Genomic DNA, 18963 nt, shown 5'->3' on the forward strand with positions numbered 1-18963 from the left:
ACTGCTAAGTTCAAAACGCCTGTTGCTAAAAAAGCCCCTGTTTCATTGCTGTAACAGAGGCAAAGGGCGGATTAATGACCACAACAAGTACGTATTGGTTCTGCCCACCCCAACATCAGCATTTCGGCTCTTTGCGGGGTTATTCAGGGAACGCTGAGATAATAAGCCGGACAAGGTAGTAAGGTAAAATCGAATATAGCTAACAAATTCACAGTTTATAACTGATATTAATGGCTTGGAGGGCCAGTGTAAAACAACCGCACCACAGGATCCGACTTAAACGGACCATAGGCCATAGCCATGGTCCATCTAAATCGAATAGTGAGAGAGAAGCGGACTAAACAATTTGTTCGATCAATAATTGAGTAGGTACCAAAATTTAAAACTCCATTCCCCTTTATTTGGTTTCCAACCTATGTGAAAAAAATGGCAGCATAAAGTCCAGAGTTCGTTCCCGAAGGTTTTTCATATGAAACCCCTCATGTGTTGTGTAAATATGCTCAATACCAGCAGCTTTTAGTTCGCTGCTGTAATAATCACATCCCCTTACAATCCATTGAAACTCATCGTTGCGCCCGCAGTCGAGGCCAATGCCATTTAATGATTTTAGCTGCGTTTTAAATTCGGAAATCTCGCTTTGCACAGCGCCAAAACCTGAATTCCATTTGGCCAGTATTGCATCGTCGCGAACTAAGGTATTACCTTGTAAGCGATATGGATATTCAAAGTAAGGTGGTTTATCCATTGGCGCAAACGCCATACCATAAGCGATATCAAATTTATTCGGATGATTGAGCAGGCTGATTAAAGCCTCTTTTGCTGTGCTGTTTTTGACCGGTGCTGTTGAAGTAATAAATTGTTTGATGTGTGCGTCAGAATCAAACATCTGAGTGTCGGTAATACCTTTATTGCTGACCAATCCCGGCGCCATTGCAAACACAGAACCAAATACGTCTGAATGTCGCATTGCCAAATCGAGTGCTCCAAACCCTCCCATAGAATGACCTGCGATACCTCGGGACTGACGTTTTGCTAAGGTACGATAATTAGCATCTATGTAGTTAACGACATCTTTAACCACAAACTCGCTCCACTTTCCTGTAACAGCTGAATCAACAAAAAAGCCGCCGCCAAAGCGTGTCGTTCCGGGAATAATCACTACGATGCTCGGTTGGAGCTTAGTAAAGCTCTGATCAAAATCCGTTTTCACTTTAACGTCACCAATCGAGTTGGCGCCAAATCCAGGCAGAAAATAAATAACCGGCAGGCGAGCTTCAGACGTGAAATAAGCTGTTGGCAGATAAACCAAAATATCGCGCAATGTCGGTTCACTGATGATGTTGTTACTAAGAGAAAGAGCATCAATAAAGACACGTTGATAAGAAGATACCTGAGCTTCGACGGTCGTATTGGTTGTTGAAGCTCCGTTGGCTGAAACATCACTTACCGTAAAAATTGTCAGTGCAGTTATAAAAAAAACAGGTATCAAGCGTTTTGCATAATCAGTGATTTTCATCTGAAAAGTCCTAGTAGCTTTAGTCTTTGTTAATCCTTGGAACCAGATTGCCAGACTGAAATTAATTGATTCTTTTTATAGTGTCTAATACCTTTTGTGTGATACCTTTTCGGTATGAATGTATCCATAGATTTACGGCAATTTCGTTATTTTATTGCTCTCGCCGAAGAGTTAAATTTCGGGCGGGCGGCTAAACGTTTGAACATATCCCAACCACCTTTAACACGCCAAATCAAACAGTTGGAAGAGCAGCTTGGTATTGATTTATTTGTGCGTGGTAGTTCAGGTGTAACACTTACCGCCGCAGGTACTGCATTCTTGCCTGAAGTTCGTCGTACCTTAACGCAGGCAGAAAAAGCGGTTGCAACGGCTCAGGAACTACGGGGCCGCGATGATGGGAAGTTTGTCGTCGGTTACACAACAGTGTTTGATCGATCTGAGATTCCAGATGTGCTGGATCAACTGCGGGAGATCTATTTGCAATGTCAAATAAGCTCAGTTGGAAAACATTCCATCCGGCTGATCCAGGATATTACGAATGGTGTAATGGATGTTGCATTTATCACTCAGCATACAGATATAAAAAATCTGAAGTCAGAAATCGTTTTCGAACAGCCATTAATTGTTGCACTCCCTGCGACACACCGCTTAGTACGTAAACCAAAAATATACTTTCAGGACCTCTGTGGTGAAGCTATGTTTTGGTTTGACAGGCGCTTAAACCCCGGATACTACGATTATTGTTACTCGTTCTTTCGCGAAAATGATTTTACATTTGAGTTAATTGAAGAGCCCGCCGATCACCATATGTTGCTTGGAGCCATTGCTGAAGGCAAAGGGATCGCGATTATGTCAGCCTCACTGCAAAAAATAAAACGACAGGGTGTTGTGTTCCGTGAGCTACATTATGAAAAAGAAGCATTGTCCATGGGGGTGTCGGTCGTTTACTCCGGAAAAAATAAATCCGCCCTATTACATAGTTTTCTTGAATTGGTAAGAAAAACTATAAAACAGTTGCAGTGTTAACTGTAAGTAAATTATCGCCACTCAGGTTCATCTTGTTCTGCCCTACTATTCCTTCCCTTTGGCGTGCCAGTCTTGACCTGGAGTAATGCGGTGTGCAAATAAAAAGCCTGTCAGGAATAAACCTGACAGGCTTTGATATAACTAAAAAATCTTTGTTATTTAACCTAACAGGCTTCTGAGCATCCAGGCATTTTTCTCATGCACCTGCATACGCTGGGTTAACAAGTCCAGCGTAGGTTCGTCTGAAGCTTTATCGGCAACCGGCACTATAGAACGTGCTGTTTTGGCTAAGGCTTCCTGGCCTTTCACCAGATCTTTAATCATCTCCTGAGCATTCGGAATACCATCGGCTTCTTTAATGCTGGTCAGTTTGGCAAACTCTTTGTAAGAACCTGGTGCAAACTCACCTAAAGCACGAATACGTTCAGCAATTAAATCAACGGCCAAAGCCAGCTCAGTGTACTGAGTTTCAAATAAAACATGCAGAGTCTGGAACATTGGGCCTGTCACGTTCCAATGATAATTATGCGTCTTCAGATACAGAGTGTACGTATCAGCCAGTAAAGTCGCTAAACCATGAGCTATGGCTTTACGATCATCGTCTTCAATACCAATATTAATTTTCATAAGAAACTCCGTGTTGCTGAAATTACGCTGTAACCCTAACACAGATAAAGCGGCGCGCTCAATTAGACAAAGGGTTAAGCTGTTATAGATCAATGGGATTGAATAAAGAGAAAACAAGGATGCAGAGCGAAATTAAGCCTTTAATCTGCATACCAGCTGTATCACTTTGACGATTTCACCAGACAAAACTGCTTGTGCCCTCGTTGCAATAACCAGAACTGATGATGCAGCGGCTGAATGTCAGACATCTTCAGGTCTAGTTGCATCACTTCACCATTAAGCCTTATGGCTTTGGAGCTTAGTAATTCTCTGGCTTTGCTTTTGGAAGCAGCCAGGCCAGCTTTTAGCACTAACTCCGAAAGTGTCTGGCTCCCTTCTATCTCCACGCAATGTAAAGCATCCAGTTCCAGTTGCTGTAATTCGGCCTGGCTCAGTTGCTGCGGTTGTCCTGTAAACAAGGCTTTAGTGATCCGTTCTGCCGAGAGCAGCCCTGCTTCGCCATGCACAAAACATGTCACCTGCTCTGCCAGAATACGTTGAGCCTGAGGTTTGCTGCCGAAGTTGCGATCCGTCTGCTCCAGAGCTGCTATCTCGTCACAACTTAAAAAACTGTAATAACGCAGCAGGTTGTACACATCTTTATCGTCGGTATTTAACCAGAACTGATAGAAGCTAAAAGGCGAGGTTTTGGTTTTATCCAGCCAGATGGTGCCGGATTCAGTTTTGCCAAACTTAGTGCCATCGGCTTTAGTGATCAAAGGTAAAGTTAAGCCCTCCACTTTGGCATGGTTTAATCGTCGGGTCAGATCTATACCTGCCACTATATTGCCCCACTGATCATTGCCACCTATTGCAAAGTACAGCCAAAGCGTTGGTTTAACATGGCAAAATCGTAAGACTGCAGCAGGCTGTAACTAAACTCTGTAAAAGAAATGCCCTGATCGGGCCGCTCCAGTCGCTGGCGTACTGATTCTTTGTGCATCATGGCATTGACTGAAAAATGTTTGCCCACATCCCGGAAGAAACTAATCACATCTAATGTTGCCAGCCAGTCTGCATTATTAACCAGCTTTAGCGGTTCGGACAACACGGGTTGCAGCAACTCCGTGATCTGGCAACCAAGCTGCTCAGTCCAGGCTTGAATGCTTTTTGTGTCGTTTAAACTGCGTTCCGTCGCTTTAAAGCTTGGATCACCAATAAAACCTGTAGCCCCGCCTATTAAAGCTATCACTTGATGGCCTGCATCCTGAAAGCGTTTTAGCATCAACAATGGCACCAAATGGCCTATATGCAAGCTGCCCGCTGTGGGATCAAAACCACAGTAGAGGCTTTGTCTGCTGCTTAGAAAGTCGCGTAAAAATTCTGGATTTGAACATTGGGCTATCAGACCACGCCCGAGCAAATCATCCACTAACTGAGGTTTGCTCACCGCTGCTGTTGTCATTGGCTACTCTCTTTCTAAAGATAAAGTGAAAAGCAGCAGCTTAAAGTTCAGATGCAGAAAAAGGCATATCCCTAAAGGGATAAGAAAGGCATTTTAACTGGCCAGCAGATGAGTAAGAAACAACTGAAATAACTCGCTTAATGAGCCAATTTGCAGTTTAGCGTAGATTTTTTGCGATGATTTTTGACCGTACCAGCGCTAATGTGCAGCAGCTGGGCTATATCCACTGAATCAAAACCTTGCAGCAATAAACAGACGATCTGCTGCTCTTTGTCTGTCAGCAGCTGCTGGCCCAAACAGGAAAAGGCCTGGCTCAATTGATGCTGCAAGCCAGTTTTTTCCGGCGAAGCGCTGGATACGACAAAGCTGTCCTGGCCCCAGTGCTGGCGAATGAAAGCACTGAGCAGGCCTTGCAGTTGTAACAACTTTTTATAGCTGGCTTGATAACGGCTCTGGTTGGGTTCGCGATAACCGATAAACAACAGGATCCAGCGGCTTGGTTCCAGCTTAAAGCTCAGGCAGAACTCATCATACAGACCGGTTTTTTCGGTAAACAGCTGCTGGTAGCTTTTACGGGCTTTAGCCGAATCAAACAGATCCTGCAAACGCCATAACCCGTCTTCAGTCGCTTGCTGAGCATGCAGATAAAAAGGGTCGTGCAGGTAGGAGTCCATTAGATAGTGATGAAACAAAAACTCACGTTTTGTATCTATGCAGTCGTACAAATAAATCGGATGTTTATCTGCTCTGCAGCCCAGTAACAGCATATGGTCAGAGTGCAACTCTGTTTTAAGAAAAGCCGCCAGCCGTTGGCTAAAATCCATGGTCCGGATGCTGCTGACCAGTTCAGCCACTGTCTGCCATTCTGTCATTACGGATAAGCCCTCAGCCAAAAGTAAAAAAGCCGGTGTTCAGACCGGCTTCTTAGCTTACAACATTAGCGCTGTTGTTACGAACGAGCAGCCAGTTCAGCTTGCTGCACTAAATAATCTTCGTAGGTACCAGCGAAGTTACGTACACCGCTGTCCGTCATTTCAACGATACGGGTCGCAAGTGAAGATACAAATTCACGGTCGTGGCTGACAAAAATCAGTGTGCCTTTGTACATTTCAAGTGCCATGTTCAAAGATTCAATAGATTCCATATCCAGGTGGTTGGTAGGTTCATCCATTACCAGAATATTTGGCCGTTGCAGCATCAGCTTACCAAATAACATCCGGCCTTTTTCACCACCTGACAATACGCGGGTTGGCTTGGCGATGTCATCTTGTGAAAACAATAAACGACCTAAAATACCACGGATAGCCTGTTCATCATCTGAAGGTTGTTTCCACTGGCTCATCCAGCTAAACAGCGTCATATCTTTTTGAGCGCCTTCAAACTCGTATTCATGGTCCTGAGCGTAATAACCAATATTGACGTTTTCAGACCATTTCACTATGCCTTTTTCAGCGGTTAAATCGCCGACCAGACATTTTAAGAAAGTCGTTTTACCAATACCGTTGGTACCGAGGATAGCTACCTTCTCACCCACTTCAATCGTCAGGTCGAGGTTTTTCAGTACATGCAGATCATCAAAGCTCTTGTTTAATTCAGTCACTTCTAACGCTAAACGGTACAGCTGCTTTTGCTGATCAAAACGGATAAATGGGTTCACCCGGCTGGAGGCTTTTACTTCAGACAGGGTAATTTTATCTATTTGTTTAGCGCGAGACGTGGCCTGACGTGCTTTAGAAGCGTTGGCAGAGAAACGACTGACGAAAGTTTGCAGCTCAGCAATTTGGGCTTTTTTCTTGGCGTTGTCAGACAACAAACGCTCACGCGCCTGAGTAGCAGCCGTCATGTATTCGTCGTAGTTACCAGGGTAAACACGCAATTCGCCGTAGTCTAAGTCGGCCATATGAGTACAAACGCTGTTTAAGAAGTGACGGTCGTGCGAAATAATAACCATGGTGCTGTTACGTTCAGCCAACACTTCTTCTAACCAACGGATGGTATTGATATCTAAGTTGTTGGTGGGTTCGTCCAATAACATGATTTCCGGGTCGGCAAATAAAACCTGTGCCAATAACACCCGCAGTTTCCAGCCCGGAGCTATAGAAGACATTAAGCCAAAATGCTGCTCAACCGGAATACCTACACCAATTAATAATTCACCGGCACGGGATTCAGCGCTGTAGCCATCCATTTCGCCAAAAGCCACTTCTAAATCGGCCACACGCATACCGTCTTCTTCGCTCATATTTGGATCAGAGTAAATACGGTCACGTTCTTCTTTCACTTTCCACAGCTCAGCGTGACCCATGATCACTGTGTCAATGACACTGTATTGCTCAAAGGCAAACTGATCCTGGTGCAACTTAGCCACACGGTGGTTAGGTTCAACAAAAATGTTACCACCACTTGGGTCTAGCTCTTTGCTGAGGATCTTCATAAAGGTTGATTTACCGCAGCCGTTGGCGCCAATCAAACCATAGCGGTTGCCGTCGCCGAATTTAACGGAGATATTTTCAAAAAGCGGCTTAGCGCCAAATTGCATCGTAATATTTGCGGTAGAAATCACAGTGTTTTTGATCCAACAAAGAGTCATATACAAGCTGTGCTGACAGTTTTAGCCCATCAGCACAGCCCCAAAAATAGCGCGCCACTATACGCTTTTTCGGCGCTAAACTCAAAGTATCTCTGTGTTTTATGACAAATTTGCCAGCGCTTGGTAGCAGTTAGCCAAAACGTCTTCCTAAAGCTATACAAGCAACCACCACTAAAGCCAATATCCAGTGGATCCATTGCAAAGGTTCGCCCAGCAACAAAGCACACAAAGCCAGTCCGCTAAAAGGCGATAACAACTGTAATTGACTGACTTTAGCTATGCCACCTATAGATAAGCCTTTGTACCAGCAGAAAAAGCCGATAAACATGGTAAAGACCGATAAATAACCCAGCGCCAGCCAGGATTGCAGCGATACCGCCGCATAATCCGGCTGATAAGCCCAAACCCAGGGCAGCAAGACCGGAATCGACATCACCAGCGCCCAGCAGATCACCTGCCAACTACCGAGTTCCTTAGATAAAATAGCCCCTTTGGCATAACTAAAACCGCATAAAAAACTCGCTAACACCAGATAACCATCAGCGAGCTGAAAAGGACCAACGCTGTGCTTTAACGCATAAAGCGCAACACAAGTGGCCCCCAGCAGTGCAAAAAGCCAAAAGCCCGGTCGGGGCCATTGTTTAGTTAAATAAGCGCCAAAAAAGGCAGTAAAAAGTGGCATCACACTGGTCACCAGAATGCCGTGACTGGCTCCTACCTGCTGTAATGCCAAAGCAGATAACACCGGGTATGCAAATACCGAACCCAAGGCGACCAAGGCCAAACCCTGCCACTGTTTTGCAGTAGGTAACTTTTGCCTTGTGATCAGTAGCAATATCAAAGCCAGTAGTGCCGCTATTAAAGCCCTGCCCGCGCCAACAAATACCGGCGGCATATCCAGCACTGCCATTCGGGTTGCTGGTAATCCGGCAGAGAACATCAACATGCCTAAGCTGCCAAACCATAAGCCTTGCACCAATGGTTTTTGCCAAAACGGCAAGGCATTTGGGTTTTGTGGTGACACAGAAACTACGGACATAAAAGATGCTCCCAAAAACTGACTGGACAGTCAGCCAACTTCCGTTAGTATATAAAGCAATCAACCATGACAATCAGGACAGTTGGCGCTAAATTTTACTGGACTGTACAGGTGGGAATTCCATGACAATTGCATTGACGCAGTGGCAACTGGATAAAGCCAGCAAAGAAAGTTTCAGCAGTCAGTTGTATCTGCAGGCACAGCAAGCCATTCAGTCCGGCCGCTGGAATGCGGGCGCTCGTCTGCCTTCTATCCGGCTGTTGGCGGCACATTTAGAGATCAGTAAATTTACCGTTTCTGAGCTCTACGAAAAACTCTCTGCTGCCGGTTTTGTCCGCTCTCAGCCAGGTAGTGGCGTTTATGTCAGTCGGTTAACTGAGCAGCAACAGCAACTGGAAGCCAGCGCCAGCCAAAGCAACAGGCAGCAGGATGTCGCTTTGATGCGCCAAACTCTATTAAGAGAGCCTCATTGGATCAAAGCTTCAGCAGGCTGGTTAGCACCGGACTGGTTACCGGATCAGGAAATACGCCAGGCGATGCGGGATTTAGCCCGTCAGCCTCAGTCCCTGACCGATTATGGCCCGGCTCAGGGTTATTTCCCGTTGCGTCAACATCTAAGCCAGCGTTTAGCGCAGTTGTCTATTGCGGCAGAGCCAGCGCAGATCATGCTGACTTATAGCGCCTCTCATGCCCTTGATTTGGTGTTTCGTTTGCATTTAAAACCAGGCGACTGGGTGATGGTGGACGATCCGGGTTTTTATAACTTTTTTGCTTTGCTGCGTTTGCATCAGGTGCAGTTATTGGTCGTGCCACGCACCAAAGAAGGTCCGGATATAACTGTGATGCAGCAACTGGTGCAGCAGTATCAACCCAAAGCCTATTTAACCAATTCGGTGCTGTCGAATCCTGTGTGTTTAAGTATCCATCCGGCACGGGCTTTTGCGGTATTACAGCTGTTACAGCAGCATCAGTGTTTGCTGATTGAAGACGACATTTATGCTGATTTTGAAAGCCAGCCGGTATCGCGTTACGCTTCGATGTCTGGTTTTCAATCACAAAATGGCTTTGAAACCATTTACTTAGGCAGTATGTCCAAAACGCTGTCGGCAGATCTGCGGGTAGGTTTTATTGCGGCCAATCCTGTCACTATTGCGGCCCTGACCGATCTAAAACTTATTAGTGGTATTTCAACTTCCAACACCATGGAGCGTTTGGTCTACCTGTTATTAACAGGTGGCGGGTATCGTCGTCATATCGAGCAGCTTAAGCGGCGACTGCAGCAGGCCCGTAACCTGGTATTTGCAAAACTCAAGCAACTGGATTGCCAGTTATGGGCAGAACCTTCGGCCGGTTTTTTATGTTGGGTAAAGTTACCTGAAGGGGTCAGCAGCAGCGTATTGTCTGAACGTTTGCAACAACGTCAGGTCGTATTGGCACCTGGTTCGCAGTTTAGCACCCTGCCCGATGCTGATAACTACACCAGACTCAATGTGGCGCAGTGTCTGGATGAACAATTTTGGCAGATATTGGAAGATGAATTGCGCTTGCTCAAAGTAATGACAAAGTAAAAAGCAGATTATCTACTTAAGTCGCACTGACAAAACAGCTTTACTCTGACAAGCTACAGAAAAAGGATGCGGTATGGCCAAAACATCAGATAAATCGCTGGACTGGAGTGCCTTGTTGCAATCCGGTAATCGTATTTTTATTGGCTCGCATGCCGCAGCGCCTCAGGCTTTGCTGGCCGATTTAATGGCGCGCAGTAAAAACCTGCATGATATAGAGCTGGTGCAACTGATGGTGCTGGCGGACAATTACTGGGCAGAACAACGTTACAGCGATTTATTTAAAATCAATGCCTTGTTTATTGCAGGTGATAAGGTGCGGGACGCTGTAGCTGGAGGCCGCGCCGACTATACCCCTTGTTTTTTATCTGAAGTACCTGCGCTTTTTAAAGAAGAAATTCTGCCTTTAGATGCTGCTTTAGTGATGCTAAGCCCACCTGATGCCTTTGGCTATTGCTCCTTAGGGGTGTCGGTTGATGCTGTATCAGCAGCTGTGCGTTCAGCGAAAAAAGTCATAGCCCAAATCAACCCCAAAATGCCCCGCACCAATGGCTATACCTTTATTCATCAAAGCCAAATCCACGCTTTTATTGAGCAGGAAGAAGAGCTTCCTGAATTACCACCGCCAGTGCTGGATGAAGTCACAGAACGTATTGGTCAGTATGTGTCGATGTTGATTGAAGACGGCGCAACCTTGCAGCTGGGCATAGGCAAAATTCCGGAGGCTGTTTTACGTTATTTGGGCAATCACAAAGATTTAGGCGTGCACTCTGAAGTGATCTCCGACGGTGTGATGGAGCTCATCACCACAGGCGTGATTAACAACAGAAGAAAAACCTTTCACCCTGGAAAAACCGTCACCAGTTTTTGTATGGGCAGCAAAAGCTTGTACGATTTTGTTGATGGCAATCCTCATGTTGAGTTTTACCCAAGCGAATACGTCAATTCCCCCACTAATATTGCCCGTAACGATGCCATGATTGCGATTAACAGCGCCATAGAAGTGGATTTAACCGGCCAGGTGGTATCAGATTCCATAGGTCATAAATTTTACAGCGGTATTGGTGGCCAGGTGGATTTCAGCCGTGGCGCTTCGATGAGTAAAGGCGGCAAACCTATTATTGCCCTGCCCTCAACTGCTAAAAACGGCACTGTATCCCGTATAGTCGCCACCATCACTGAAGGCGGCGGTGTAGTCACGTCCCGCGGCCATGTGCATTATGTAGTGACCGAGTTTGGTGTCGCATCCTTACGCGGCAAAAGTATTCGTGAACGGGCGCTGGAGCTTATTCGGGTTGCTCATCCTAAATTTCGTAGACAGCTGCTGGATGAAGTGCGAACCCGCTACTGGGTGCCGCATTATCAAAAAGATTACCCTAAAGATGTGGTTGAACTTGGCAAAGTGGGTGTAAAAACCTTAACCATTGCAGGCGAGCAATATGACCTGCGGGCATTAAACCCGGCAGATGAGCGCCGTTTGCAGGAGTTTTTTTACTCCCATACCAAAGAAACCCTGCTGCTGCGCTACAACCATCATCCTAAACAAATGAGCAGAGAAAAATCCTGCACTTTGGTCAGTGTGGATCAGTCCCGCGATTTAGCGCTTTGTATTGTCAGACAACGCGGCTCAGTGATGGAGATTCAGGCTGTAGGCCGTTATTACCTGAACGATAACGACAACAGCGCTGAAGTGGCTTTTGTCACCCGCGAGCGGCAACATGGCAAAGGTATGGCCAAACGTTTGCTGGAAGAAATGATCAAAATTGCCCGTATGCGCGAACTCAATCGTATGCTGGCTTATGTGCGTGCCGATAATAAACCAATGCAAAAGGTGTTTGAAAAGGCCGGATTTAAACGCATCGCCAGTGGTGATCCGGATGAAGTGTATTTAGAGCTGCTGTTAAAAGCGGCTGAACCAGAGAAGCAGTAAATGAGTTTAGTGATATTCAGTCATGGTCGCTGTTTGTCCTACGATATAGGGCATGATCATCCGGAAGCCGCATCCCGTATTCATGCAGTGCAGGATCAACTGTTAAGTTCGGGTCTTGAATTTGTAGTGCAGCAACGTGATGCCAGCCCCGCCAGTCGCGAGCAGCTGTGTTTAGCGCATTGCCCACTTTATGTGGACCATGTATTTGATGTAATACCTGATACGGGCCATATCTGGCTGGATGACGATACTCAGGCCAATGCTAAATCGCTAAACGCTGCTTTGTATTCAGCAGGTTCCGGCATTAATGCGGTGGATTGTGTGATGCAACACCAGGATACTCAGGCTTTTTGTTTAATACGCCCGCCTGGTCATCACGCTGAATACAAAGCCGCCAAAGGTTTTTGTATCTTTAATAATATCGCCATAGCCGCTGCTTATGCCATGCAGCAGTATGGGTTGCAGCGTGTACTGATTGTGGATTTTGATGTGCATCACGGCAATGGCACTGAAGATATTTTCCAATTGGATCCCAGAGTAAAGTTTTTCTCGTCTTTTCAGCATCCATTTTATCCATACACAGACCCCATCAGTCATTCACCCTCTATTGTCAAAATGCCGTTAGCTGCAGGCACCAGCGGTGCTTTGTATCAACAACGTTTTACCGATGAATGGCTACCGCTGATGCACGAATTTCAGCCTGAGCTGATATTGGTTTCGGCCGGTTTTGATGCTCATATCGAAGATGATATGGGCCAGATGAAACTAACAGAGCTGGATTATTTATGGTTGGGCCAGCAACTAAAACAGCTGGCGGATCGTTATTCTGAAGGCCGTCTGGTATCGATGCTGGAAGGAGGTTATGAACATAGCCCGCTGGCGCGAAGTGTGGTGAGTTATCTCAAAGGCCAGTTATAAGTTTCAGCCCGACGAGCAAGAATAAACCTTTTCAGGTTTGGATCATAATTTGAGGCGCCCGGGATGGAAGGGCCGTGGCTTGTCCCGGCCCTTCCATATGTACCGCGATATCTTGAAACGGCCGGGTGCAAGACCCGTCCCTACAGCAAATCCTTATACAATCTTTATAACCCGCCTTAACCCAAAGCTATAAAATTTGGCTGTTGTTTCACGCCGGATAAAATTCTATGGCCGCCACTTTGGTGTTGGGTTCTGCAGTAAAAAGCTCAAGTCGTTATTTGATGTACCGGGTGCTTGGGCATTTATTGTTGCTGTTGTCGGCCGTCAAACTGGTGGCTATGGCAGTTTCTATTCTTTATAACGAAAGTAGCTTCTGGGTTTTTCTTGGCTCTGCACTTTTTACTGCTGCTGTGGGGTATAGCCTGATGTACAAAGGCCGCGAAGCAAAAGATATTAAACATCGCCAGTTGTTTTTACTCACCACCTTAAGCTGGTTGTCTTTGTGTGTGTTTTCGGCTATCCCTTTGTGGTTGATAGTGCCGGACATCAGTATCTCCAATGCCGTATTTGAGACAGTCTCAGCTGTCACCACCACGGGTTCTACCGTATTGTCAGGCCTGGACACTATGCCAAAAGGTATCTTGTTCTGGCGCGCCGTACTGAACTGGATAGGGGGTATAGGCATTATAGTGATGGCCATCGCCATTTTGCCTGCGCTAAAAATTGGTGGTATGCGATTATTTAAAACCGAAAACTCCGATACCTCAGATAAAATTTTGCCCCGCAGCTCTACCCTGTCCGCCGCTATTGGTTCTGTCTACCTGGTATTAACTTTATGCGCTATGGTGTCGTATTATCTGGCGGGCATGAATGGCTTTGATGCTGTGACTCATGCCATGACCACAGTGGCCACTGGTGGTTTTGCCAACTACGATGCGTCTTTTGGCCAGTTTAAAAATCTGCCACAAATTTATTGGTTAAGTAGTTTTTTTATGATGCTGGCCGCTATGCCTTTTGTGCTTTTTGTCAGCTTCGCCAAAGGCGATAAAAGCTCATTGTGGCGAGACCCGCAAGTACGGGCGTTTTTAGCCATAGTGGCATTTTGCAGCCTGCTGCTGACTGTGTATCAGGTGGTGCATAATGACAGAGCTGTGTTTGATGCCCTCACCCACAGCCTGTTTAATGTAGTCTCTATAATCACTACTTGTGGTTATGCCTCAGAAGACTATACATTGTGGGGCAATATGGCCATTATGCTGTTTTTTTACCTGACCTTTGCCGGCGCCTGTTCTGGTTCAACTTCAGGTGGTTTAAAAATATTCCGTATGCAGCTCGCCGCAATGTTACTGGTGAAACAGTTAAAATTGCTGGTGCATCCCAAAGCAGTCTGGAGCCAGAGTTACGGCGGTAAAAAAGTAGATGATCAGCTATTGGGTAACGTGCTGGCCTTTTGTTTTATTTATTTTGCTACCATAGCCTTTATTGCGATGGCGTTATCCTTCTGCGAACTGGATTTAGTCACTGCAATCACTGGCGCTGCAACTGCAGTAGCGAACGTAGGGCCAGGCCTTGGCAGCATTATTGGTCCTGCCGGTAACTTTGCGACTTTACCAGATGCAGCAAAATGGTGGCTGAGTTTAGGTATGCTGATGGGACGACTGGAAATTCTGACCTTACTGATTTTATTTACTCCCTCTTACTGGCGCTATTGAAATGGCAAAAGCACGGCGTGTTTCATTTTCTTATCTGCCGGAGCTGGCTGGCACTTTGTTAGCCCCGCTGCTGATAGTGCTGCTCTGTTTACCGCTGCGCAACTGGATAAGCCCAACAGACGTTGCCATGCTGCAATTGCTCTGGGTAGCATGGCAGGCGCAGCACTATGGCTGGCGCTGGGCAGCGATCACAACGCTGGTTTCAGTGTTAGTGCTGAACTGGTGTTTTGTACCGCCCTATTACACTTTTGATGTGCACGATGCCAGTTTTTTTATCAGCTTTGTGGTGATGGTGGTTTTGGGTTTATTAATCAGCCTGTTGTCTGATCAATCCAAACAACAGTTAAAACGTTTACGTTATGCCATGTCACAAACCCGTGGCATGTATATGCTGGCCAAAGGTTTAGGCCAAAGGCAGAACTGGCAACAACAATGTGATTACACCTCCAAATTATTAAGCCGCCGCTTAGGAGCTTCTGTTCAGGTAATTACCACAGCAGAGCCTGAATCCACAGCCGATCATTCGGTTTTAGCTGTTGGCTCTCCTGCCACAGCCTGGATCCTGGTGCCATCTGCTTTTCTGATCAGCCATCCCACTTTATTACATACAGCTCAGTCTTTATTGGCCCAAAGTTACGCCCGGCTGGAATTGAGTGAAAAAGCTCAACAAGACAGAGTAAAAGCCCAGTTAGAGCAACAAAAAACTATGCTGCTACGCTCCCTGTCGCACGACTTGCGTACACCACTGGCCACTATTATGGGGTCATCCAGCATGCTGGCCGATCCAGAGTTGCAATTCAGTACAGAGCAACGTCAGCAGCAGGCGCTGAATATTTACCAGCAAAGCCAGATCTTAAATCAGCATTTTGAGAAAGTGCTGGAGCTGAGCAAAGCCCAACTGACAGGGCATCATATTCAGTTAACGAATTTTAGTTCAGACGACTTGGTGGCCGGCGCTTTGGCCAGACGAGGCGATAAAGCCACACAATTAAGCGCGTCTTTGCACTGCAGCGCAGCAGCATCTTTGCACGGTGATTTGGAGTTACTGGAAATTGCGCTGGCAAATATGCTGGAAAATGCTTTGTATCATGGCGCGGCCCCTTTTGAGTTACAGATGGGACACAACGGCTCGCAGTTTTATATCCGGCTGACAAACGCCCTGAATGACCAAGCCCCGTCACAGCGGGATAAAGGCCATGGCCTGGGGGTTAATATTTGCCGGGCTGTGGCTGGTTTGCATCAGGGTAGTTTTGAATTACAGCACAATTCACAGCATGTAACGGCGGTATTGGAGTGGCCACGATGAATAACAGCGCTGAAAAAACGCAGCCTGTACGTTTGCTGGTGCTTGAAGACGACACCGGCTTGCAAAGCTTTTTACAAACCCTGCTGGATAGTCAGGGCTATCAGAGTTTGATCCATGCTCAGGGTAAACAAGGCTTTGCTTTACTCAAAGAACATAGTTTTGATTTGATTTTACTGGATTTAGGTTTAGCCGATATGGATGGCATTCAATGGCTGCAGCAGCTACGCTCCTGGTCTGAAGTGCCTGTTATTGTGATATCAGCCCGGGGCAAAGAGTTGGACAAAGTTCAGGCGCTGGATAGTGGCGCCAATGACTATGTGACTAAACCTTTTAGCTCAGCTGAGCTTTTAGCAAGGATCAGAGCCACCTTGCGGCAACAACAAAAAACCGCCAGTCCATTAGCTTTTGCCAATATCAAGTTAGATCCGGTGCAGCGGCTGGTGACCAAAGCTGGTGAACCTGTGCATCTCACCAAAACCGAATACGATATCTTACTGCTGCTGGTGCGGCATTTAGGCTCTGCATTAACCCATAATCAGATTTTACAGCAGGTATGGGGCGAACATTATCAGGACAGGCCCGAATACATTCGCGTCCATATGGCGCAGCTACGACAAAAACTGGAAGACAGGCCCTCAGCGCCCAAACACCTGAAAACTGAAGCTGGTGTGGGGTATCGGCTTTGTGAATAAACAGCTGGCTGTGTCCAGGGAAATTATGTTGACGCAAAGTTAATTATTCTTTAGTTTATTCAACAAGATAAATCATAGGAACCCCGGAGAGGCCCTTTAAGGCAACTTTGATACTCAAGGACTGTTTATGAAACTACATACTCTTAGCCTCGCCCTGTTCTCCATGACCCTAAGCACCGCACTAAGTGCTGCACAAATGAACTACGGTTACAGCATTTTAACTGAGTTAAAACCACAGCAGCATGAAGCCTTGTGGACCAGAGTTAATCCGGCCCCCCTCTTTATCCTGTCGATATGGCAAGAAAAGGTGTCGCGGGTTGTGCAGTATTTAAGGTCATTATTGATAAAGAAGGTGAAACCGAAAGTGTTGAACTGATGAACTCGGTTCCGGCAAAAGGTATAGCCAAAGGTGCCACCAAGGTGATCAAAAAATGGCAGTGGCATAATACAACAGGCAAAGCAGACAGTGCCGAAGAAAAAATTATGAGACTGGATTTTTGTATGGGTGGTACCACCTTAGCTGAAGCCGAAGCGCGTTGTCAGCAGCAAGCACAACTAGAGTGCAGCGAATAGCACTTTGCCGACACCACCCACTGACCAAGCCACCGCCATGCAGCTATGAATTGGCTGCATGTTTTTGTTTGTAGTCATCCAGCAAAACTTTGGCATCCATCAACCCCAGGCCTGTATGCTGCCGTATCAGCTGAATACCGTCTTTTTCTTTCAGTTGCAACAGCTGTTGCCGCGCTTCAGGCGGCAATTGTTCTAACCAGTCAAAAACCAGCCCTTGTTGTTTTAACAACATATCCAGCTTGGCCTGCAGCATAAAAAAATGCTTTTTGTATTCCAAATGCATAGATAAGAGATAAAGACATAAGCCGATAAGTATTATCTGTATCAGTTCTATGGTGTTTTCCATGCTAAGCCCCCTCCAGCTTTAACAGACACTGCTATAAGTATAGAAAAACGGCCACTAGATGCAGGGATTTATTAACAATAAAGTAACTTTAATTGTGCAGCTTTGGTTCCTTCGACAGTGACTAAATATCGTTGTGTAATGATGACGTTTTGATTCTGACCGTTTTACAGATTCAGACGACCATATAAGAGCTCTAAATCTTCGACATATGTTTCATTAATTTCGTTAATATTCCACGTCCACCGCTCTTTCGGAACTAAGTTGAAGACCTTAGAATGAGGAGCCTTTTCTATCAAGCAACAGTAAACTGGAAGATATTGACGTTTTGCCCTAATTTTATAACTAAGCTCGTTATCACTAATAACGTTAAATTGGTCCGCCGTTAGGTCAATTAAGACGCCTTCACTTTCAATCCACCAATGCCCAACTTCACCAACTCGCATTCTCGAAATACCGAAAACAAGGCTCATTGGTTTAACATAACCTTTAAGCCTCATATGGTAGCAGTACAATTGAGAAGCATGTTTGCAGGCATTGACGGGAAAATCAGGATTGAAAAAGAGTGAATCACTATTTGAAATAAACTCTATTTTACGTCTGATTAAGAGAGCTTCCTCACGTAATATGCAAATATTCACTTTATTTATGACTCTCAAAACAGCTGCGCCGTAAACTTTGGTAGCCTGTGCTAGCTATTCACCATTCAGCTTAGTGGTAAAGGTTTGATTTAAGACATCATTTTTGTCCAGAAATCGATTATCCAGTAAATGATCCAAACCCTCGTAGTTCAAGTGTTCACAGCTATCGTGCTGCTTTAGATTCATTCTGCTGCATATATCTTCTGCCATTTGTGGCGATGGCCATATTTCATCTTTCTCACCTGTCATCAGCACTACTTTGGCAGCAATATTTTCAACCTGGATAGTGGCTTTGTCTTGATCTGCTCTATTCGCCAATGACTGCTTATACAGATCCAACAAGCTGTTTACCGGGCCGGATGGTTTAAAGGGAACATGAGCTAACTCTTGTCCTTGATGTGTCCAGCTTGATGCCGGCACTTTGGTCCAGTCTTTTAATATACCTGCCCACACTACAGAACTTGGCGCTATGGCCACAACCCGTGAGATTTGTTTATCCTTAGACGCCAGTAACAAAGCCAACTCAGCGCCTTTTGACCAACCTACAACAATCAGCTCATCTGATTTCACGTTTTGCTGCTGTTGCAGCCATGTTTTGGCCTGATCAAAGTATTCTAAAGGGATCCGCTCCAATTCAGGAGCTAAACCCTGAGCGTTAAAATAGGCTAAAGCTAATGTAGGGTAACCTGCGTCAACGACCGCTTTAGCAAGCAGTTCCGGGTGTCCACCTTCAGAGCCTCCGAGCACCAAAACACCGACCCTTTTGTCAGGGGACGAGGCTGGGTAATACTTACCTACAGCACCATCTTTTTCCATACTGAGAATACGGGGTGAAGCATTGATACCAAAACTAATGGACATGAAAACAACGAAGCCAGATTTGATGATGCTATTTAACATTTTTTAATTCCGTTTATATGTTTTAGTTACTATTTATATCGGTTAACCCAGAGCACAAAGCTGGGCCTCCTCAGGTATTTAAGCTTTACGTCTATTGTCTTACAGCTTAAGCCCCACGAAAATCAGAGGCAAGATCCATGT

General features: G+C 45.8%; 17 protein-coding genes. 8 read left to right on the forward strand and 9 right to left on the reverse strand.

The features are described 5' to 3' along the window. Positions 1–397: 397 nt before the first annotated feature. Positions 398–1516 carry an alpha/beta hydrolase gene (locus J2W69_RS03955; protein WP_310274759.1) on the reverse strand — a complete coding sequence of 373 codons (1119 nt, stop codon included), beginning with the start codon at positions 1514–1516 and terminating at the stop codon, positions 398–400. Between the two features lie 114 nt (positions 1517–1630). Between J2W69_RS03955 and J2W69_RS03960 the strand changes: the two genes are divergently transcribed. Further along, complete coding sequence (locus tag J2W69_RS03960) at positions 1631–2542, forward strand: LysR family transcriptional regulator (RefSeq protein WP_310274762.1); 912 nt, start codon at positions 1631–1633, stop codon at positions 2540–2542. Between the two features lie 159 nt (positions 2543–2701). On the opposite strand, the gene J2W69_RS03965 is transcribed toward J2W69_RS03960, so the two are convergent. The 6 genes from J2W69_RS03965 to J2W69_RS03990 form a co-directional block, all read right to left on the reverse strand. Next, positions 2702–3169 carry a Dps family protein gene (locus tag J2W69_RS03965; RefSeq protein ID WP_008899029.1) on the reverse strand — a complete coding sequence of 156 codons (468 nt, stop codon included), beginning with the start codon at positions 3167–3169 and terminating at the stop codon, positions 2702–2704. Between the two features lie 161 nt (positions 3170–3330). Then, positions 3331–3990 carry a tyrosine--tRNA ligase gene (gene tyrS, locus J2W69_RS03970; RefSeq protein ID WP_310274764.1) on the reverse strand — a complete coding sequence of 220 codons (660 nt, stop codon included), beginning with the start codon at positions 3988–3990 and terminating at the stop codon, positions 3331–3333. Between the two features lie 26 nt (positions 3991–4016). Next, the gene (tyrS, locus tag J2W69_RS03975) at positions 4017–4613 is read right to left on the reverse strand and encodes a tyrosine--tRNA ligase (RefSeq protein ID WP_310274766.1); all 597 of its coding nucleotides are present in this window, start codon (positions 4611–4613) and stop codon (positions 4017–4019) included. 137 nt (positions 4614–4750) lie between these two features. After that, positions 4751–5485, reverse strand: coding sequence for a response regulator transcription factor (locus tag J2W69_RS03980; RefSeq protein ID WP_310274768.1), 735 nt, complete (start codon positions 5483–5485; stop codon positions 4751–4753). A 77-nt stretch (positions 5486–5562) separates the two neighbouring features. Then, positions 5563–7176, reverse strand: coding sequence for an ABC-F family ATPase (locus J2W69_RS03985; RefSeq protein ID WP_310274770.1), 1614 nt, complete (start codon positions 7174–7176; stop codon positions 5563–5565). Positions 7177–7333: 157 nt separating this feature from the next. After that, positions 7334–8242 (reverse strand): DMT family transporter, encoded by a 909-nt coding sequence (locus J2W69_RS03990; RefSeq protein ID WP_310274772.1) that lies wholly within the window; start codon positions 8240–8242, stop codon positions 7334–7336. 122 nt (positions 8243–8364) lie between these two features. On the opposite strand from J2W69_RS03990, the gene J2W69_RS03995 reads away from it, so the two are divergent. From J2W69_RS03995 to J2W69_RS04025, 7 genes are all read left to right on the forward strand, one after another. Further along, positions 8365–9810: an aminotransferase-like domain-containing protein gene (locus tag J2W69_RS03995; protein ID WP_310274774.1), complete on the forward strand. Its 1446-nt coding sequence runs from the start codon at positions 8365–8367 to the stop codon at positions 9808–9810. A 73-nt stretch (positions 9811–9883) separates the two neighbouring features. Next, on the forward strand, positions 9884–11737 hold the full coding sequence (locus tag J2W69_RS04000; RefSeq protein WP_310274776.1) for a GNAT family N-acetyltransferase: 1854 nt from the start codon (positions 9884–9886) through the stop codon (positions 11735–11737). Beyond that, positions 11738–12655 (forward strand): histone deacetylase family protein, encoded by a 918-nt coding sequence (locus J2W69_RS04005; RefSeq protein ID WP_310274778.1) that lies wholly within the window; start codon positions 11738–11740, stop codon positions 12653–12655. It begins immediately after the preceding gene. A gap of 227 nt (positions 12656–12882) precedes the next feature. Beyond that, entirely contained in the window at positions 12883–14367 is a 1485-nt protein-coding gene (locus J2W69_RS04010) for a TrkH family potassium uptake protein (RefSeq protein WP_310274780.1), read from the forward strand. A 1-nt stretch (position 14368) separates the two neighbouring features. Then, positions 14369–15673, forward strand: coding sequence for a sensor histidine kinase (locus J2W69_RS04015; protein ID WP_310274782.1), 1305 nt, complete (start codon positions 14369–14371; stop codon positions 15671–15673). Continuing rightward, positions 15670–16365, forward strand: coding sequence for a response regulator transcription factor (locus J2W69_RS04020; RefSeq protein WP_310274784.1), 696 nt, complete (start codon positions 15670–15672; stop codon positions 16363–16365). The genes J2W69_RS04015 and J2W69_RS04020 overlap by 4 nt, the downstream gene beginning before the upstream one ends. A gap of 294 nt (positions 16366–16659) precedes the next feature. Beyond that, positions 16660–16938: an energy transducer TonB gene (locus J2W69_RS04025; protein ID WP_310274786.1), complete on the forward strand. Its 279-nt coding sequence runs from the start codon at positions 16660–16662 to the stop codon at positions 16936–16938. A gap of 43 nt (positions 16939–16981) precedes the next feature. Here the strand turns inward: J2W69_RS04025 and J2W69_RS04030 are convergent, their stop codons facing one another. Together J2W69_RS04030 and J2W69_RS04035 are read right to left on the reverse strand one after the other, a co-directional pair. Next, a complete protein-coding gene (locus tag J2W69_RS04030) occupies positions 16982–17284 on the reverse strand; it encodes a hypothetical protein (RefSeq protein WP_310274788.1) in 303 nt (100 codons plus the stop codon). A 692-nt stretch (positions 17285–17976) separates the two neighbouring features. Then, positions 17977–18822 (reverse strand): acyl-CoA thioester hydrolase/BAAT C-terminal domain-containing protein, encoded by an 846-nt coding sequence (locus tag J2W69_RS04035; RefSeq protein ID WP_310274790.1) that lies wholly within the window; start codon positions 18820–18822, stop codon positions 17977–17979. Positions 18823–18963 lie beyond the last annotated feature (141 nt).

Source organism: Rheinheimera soli (genome assembly GCF_031457405.1).
GTDB classification, from domain to species: domain Bacteria; phylum Pseudomonadota; class Gammaproteobacteria; order Enterobacterales; family Alteromonadaceae; genus Pararheinheimera; species Pararheinheimera soli_A.

Excerpts from the sequence above, each read along its gene's own strand:
- J2W69_RS03955 (WP_310274759.1), bottom strand. The coding sequence starts at position 1,516 with ATGAAAATCACTGATTATGCAAAACGCTTGATACCTGTTTTTTTTATA.
- J2W69_RS03960 (WP_310274762.1), top strand. The coding sequence starts at position 1,631 with ATGAATGTATCCATAGATTTACGGCAATTTCGTTATTTTATTGCTCTC.
- J2W69_RS03965 (WP_008899029.1), bottom strand. The coding sequence starts at position 3,169 with ATGAAAATTAATATTGGTATTGAAGACGATGATCGTAAAGCCATAGCT.
- tyrS (WP_310274766.1), bottom strand. The coding sequence starts at position 4,613 with ATGACAACAGCAGCGGTGAGCAAACCTCAGTTAGTGGATGATTTGCTC.
- J2W69_RS03980 (WP_310274768.1), bottom strand. The coding sequence starts at position 5,485 with ATGACAGAATGGCAGACAGTGGCTGAACTGGTCAGCAGCATCCGGACC.
- J2W69_RS03990 (WP_310274772.1), bottom strand. The coding sequence starts at position 8,242 with ATGTCCGTAGTTTCTGTGTCACCACAAAACCCAAATGCCTTGCCGTTT.
- J2W69_RS03995 (WP_310274774.1), top strand. The coding sequence starts at position 8,365 with ATGACAATTGCATTGACGCAGTGGCAACTGGATAAAGCCAGCAAAGAA.
- J2W69_RS04000 (WP_310274776.1), top strand. The coding sequence starts at position 9,884 with ATGGCCAAAACATCAGATAAATCGCTGGACTGGAGTGCCTTGTTGCAA.
- J2W69_RS04005 (WP_310274778.1), top strand. The coding sequence starts at position 11,738 with ATGAGTTTAGTGATATTCAGTCATGGTCGCTGTTTGTCCTACGATATA.
- J2W69_RS04010 (WP_310274780.1), top strand. The coding sequence starts at position 12,883 with ATGGCCGCCACTTTGGTGTTGGGTTCTGCAGTAAAAAGCTCAAGTCGT.
- J2W69_RS04015 (WP_310274782.1), top strand. The coding sequence starts at position 14,369 with ATGGCAAAAGCACGGCGTGTTTCATTTTCTTATCTGCCGGAGCTGGCT.
- J2W69_RS04020 (WP_310274784.1), top strand. The coding sequence starts at position 15,670 with ATGAATAACAGCGCTGAAAAAACGCAGCCTGTACGTTTGCTGGTGCTT.
- J2W69_RS04025 (WP_310274786.1), top strand. The coding sequence starts at position 16,660 with ATGGCAAGAAAAGGTGTCGCGGGTTGTGCAGTATTTAAGGTCATTATT.
- J2W69_RS04030 (WP_310274788.1), bottom strand. The coding sequence starts at position 17,284 with ATGGAAAACACCATAGAACTGATACAGATAATACTTATCGGCTTATGT.
- J2W69_RS04035 (WP_310274790.1), bottom strand. The coding sequence starts at position 18,822 with ATGTTAAATAGCATCATCAAATCTGGCTTCGTTGTTTTCATGTCCATT.